Annotated in this window: 8 protein-coding genes; all 8 read right to left on the bottom strand. The window is 56.9% G+C overall.

Features of this window, described 5'->3' with window-relative positions; translation table 11 throughout:
• Nucleotides 1-200: type II toxin-antitoxin system HicB family antitoxin (locus CKO31_RS25490; protein ID WP_242475690.1), on the bottom strand; the 200-nt coding region annotated here is incomplete at its 3' end.
• A gap of 248 nt (nucleotides 201-448) precedes the next feature.
• On the bottom strand, nucleotides 449-685 hold the full coding sequence (locus CKO31_RS25485) for a hypothetical protein (RefSeq protein ID WP_242475689.1): 237 nt from the start codon (nucleotides 683-685) through the stop codon (nucleotides 449-451).
• A complete protein-coding gene (locus CKO31_RS25480) occupies nucleotides 672-944 on the bottom strand; it encodes a BrnT family toxin (RefSeq protein WP_200243542.1) in 273 nt (90 codons plus the stop codon). The genes CKO31_RS25485 and CKO31_RS25480 overlap by 14 nt, the downstream gene beginning before the upstream one ends.
• A 74-nt stretch (nucleotides 945-1,018) precedes the next feature.
• On the bottom strand, nucleotides 1,019-1,321 hold the full coding sequence (locus CKO31_RS25475) for a DUF2442 domain-containing protein (RefSeq protein WP_200243537.1): 303 nt from the start codon (nucleotides 1,319-1,321) through the stop codon (nucleotides 1,019-1,021).
• 92 nt (nucleotides 1,322-1,413) lie between these two features.
• A complete protein-coding gene (locus CKO31_RS27810) occupies nucleotides 1,414-1,578 on the bottom strand; it encodes a DUF4160 domain-containing protein (protein WP_200243536.1) in 165 nt (54 codons plus the stop codon).
• 118 nt (nucleotides 1,579-1,696) lie between these two features.
• Nucleotides 1,697-1,915: a hypothetical protein gene (locus tag CKO31_RS25465; RefSeq protein WP_200243535.1), complete on the bottom strand. Its 219-nt coding sequence runs from the start codon at nucleotides 1,913-1,915 to the stop codon at nucleotides 1,697-1,699.
• The gene (locus CKO31_RS27805) at nucleotides 1,912-2,217 is read right to left on the bottom strand and encodes a DUF4258 domain-containing protein (RefSeq protein ID WP_369075152.1); all 306 of its coding nucleotides are present in this window, start codon (nucleotides 2,215-2,217) and stop codon (nucleotides 1,912-1,914) included. The genes CKO31_RS25465 and CKO31_RS27805 overlap by 4 nt, the downstream gene beginning before the upstream one ends.
• A 148-nt stretch (nucleotides 2,218-2,365) precedes the next feature.
• Nucleotides 2,366-2,560, bottom strand: a complete 195-nt coding sequence (locus tag CKO31_RS25455; protein WP_200243531.1) for a type II toxin-antitoxin system HicA family toxin — start codon at nucleotides 2,558-2,560, stop codon at nucleotides 2,366-2,368.
• Nucleotides 2,561-2,644: the final 84 nt, after the last annotated feature.

Below are 2,644 nucleotides of genomic sequence, written 5' to 3'. Positions count from 1 at the left end.
AAACGGGGCGGGAAACGGGGCGGGCTCAATAAACGGCAAATTCGATGGTAGACCTCCTTGTCTGACTGGAAAGCGATTGCTTCCCGGATCTCCGACTCTACTTCCGCGATTGTAGCGCCCGTTGCTATACACCTAGGTAAATCAGGCACGTATGCCGAGAAGTTGCTTTCTGATTTCTCGATGACGACTGCGTAGCGCATGGTGTCACTTCTAACCGTCTTCTTTTAGCAGCTTCAGGATTTCTGAGATCTTCACGGCGTTCCGTGCTATTGGATCGAATTGGTCTCACTGGCTGACGTTATTAAGCGTCTCGAAAGAAATGTCAGCTGTTGAAGGCGGACACCGCCAGCCGAGCTTGGGGCCCTACTGACACGACTTTCGCCACGTCAAGGCTGGCCTGCCGCCCGCCGCGGTGCCGTTCGCGTAGCGACAGCACTGTCGCGGGCGGTCAGGTCGAGCCGCTTCTTGGGCGTGTTGATGCTTTGGCGATGCGTATGAGCGACAGCAACGCCTCGTTCACGGCTTCCTCCGTCGGGAATGCCTCAGCAACTTCGGGCCTTAGGAGCACGAGGTTGTTCGACTCCATATATGCCTGGTAGTGCTTGCCTCGAACACCGGTACCGAGATCCTCGCGTCGATACTCAGGGCGCATTTCGTCGTCGTCGTGGGCGTTATCCGTTTTCATATATGTCACGCTCTTGGCGGCTCATCTTCCGAGCGCTGATGATTCTGGTCACATCGCCCCGCTGGGTGTAGGAGACGATCAGGAACCTGTGCACTCGGGATACGCCGAAGGTTAAGAAGCGCGCCTCCCCCAAGGAGTGGTCGGGATCATCGAAGGTCAAAGCCTTTGGATCTCCGAAGACCGTGCCAGCCTCGTGGAACGACACGCCGTGCTTATGAAGGTTAGCAGCGGCTTTGCTTGAATCCCAGTCGAGTTTCACGTGACTTGACCAGAGGATGGGTTTCCTCGCCCAACGTTGAACACAGCCCGCTGCTTGCCGGCCTGCCGCTCGCGTCAGCGGCGGCCGGCCGGCAAGGGGTCGGGCTGGTGCGCTGGTTGGGCGGCTTCTGGCGCGCGTACCGTGCTCCCCGCTGGAGACTGCATGGCATACCGGTACAAGGTTGTTGGCTCGATATCGACGCTCCCTCCTTGAAACTGCAAGCAACCCCAGTCGGGATCGATCTCCGCTGATGCGAGCTCGTCAACCGAGAGATGGTTGCCGATCAACGGCTCCAGGTCGACCGTAGCGCGGTCACCGTTTTCAAAGGTAAGCGCGAACTTGAACCCAACGCGATGTTCGAACGTGGTCAGCTTCATTGTTACTCCAACGGCTCGATGCGGTGGAAGTTCTGAGTGTCCCACATCTCGATCAGTTCTTGCTGGTGTGACTCGGGCCATTCTCGGACGAGTTATCGGCACCGCTTGGGAATGCGACCTTCAACGATGTTCAGGTTTTCCAACTCCATCACCGCCATCTGTTCGCCGCACTTGATGTGGACATGCCGAGGAGGATGCTCCTTGTCTATGAGGAACATCCTGATGATGAGTCCATAGAAACGGCAGATTTCAGGCATGCTGCGGTCGGTTCGTTTTCGTTTTCATCGCCCAACGCTTCGCATCACCGGCAGCACAAAGCAGAGCGACGAAGGACCGGCGCTTTGTGCTGTCCGAGTGTATGCGATTGTTATGCCCTTATTGATGAGCTACCGGACGAAGCTCATAGATGCTCCCATACTTCGCCGCGGACGCTAAATCGCCTTGGCGAAGGGCAGTTTTCACATCATCCAACTTGTAGGCATCTGAAACGCTGAGATAGGGCACCCATCCGGTGTCGTCGTCCACTAGCTCGACCTCTACTTCGGCCACGTATTGACCTTCGTGTACATACTTCGTTTTTTTCCGTTGATTCATCGCTTTCGCCTCCGCATGAACGAATGGTCCCACCGTTGAGGGTCTGGACGATAAGCAGTGACCAGAACGACTGGCCTATCGTGGTGTTCTGGTATTCCCCAAACAACATGAATTGGGTCGCCGCCTCCATCCTTCTGCAGGAGCAGAACGCATGGTCCCTTCCGATAGTTCGGGTACTCCTCAACCACCACCGCATCCGCAACGCCGCCCAAAACTTCTCTCGCGGTCAACCCATCCTCGACCGGCTCATCATATCCGTGTTCAGATACCCGAACGTCGCCAGCGTGTACCAGTGCGCGCACCTTCTCAAGGAACTCGCTCAAACCTCGTTCTCCGAATCGGTTTACGTTCCTTTACGGGCATAACGTTCAGCGCAGCCCGCGCCTTGGAGCAGCCCGTGTGATAGCGAAGGCTGCTCCAAGGCGCGGGCTGCGCGCTAGTTGGGCCTGTTCATTGCTGAGGAACCTCCAACTGCCGACGGATAAGTCGGCAGAGACTCTCCCGTATCTCGGGATGGCGCGGGACGGGCGCTTGCTTCCCGGTCGCAGGATTCGCGTAAATGTCATGACGGCTACCGTGACGCTTCAGGTAACAGCCTGCGACTAGGTAGTTCAGTTTCCGTGGAATCCGCCCCTCGTCGTTCATGCAGAACAGATACTTGGCAGGCAAAGCCGTGACCAGGGTTGAAGAGTCGGCTACAAGCGTCGAATATCGATGGATCTGTAGGCA

It is taken from the genome of Thiohalocapsa halophila (genome assembly GCF_016583825.1).
Taxonomy (GTDB): domain Bacteria; phylum Pseudomonadota; class Gammaproteobacteria; order Chromatiales; family Chromatiaceae; genus Thiohalocapsa; species Thiohalocapsa halophila.
The sequence above is the reverse complement of the archived record's forward strand: the minus strand, read 5'-3'. Positions and strand labels throughout refer to the sequence as shown.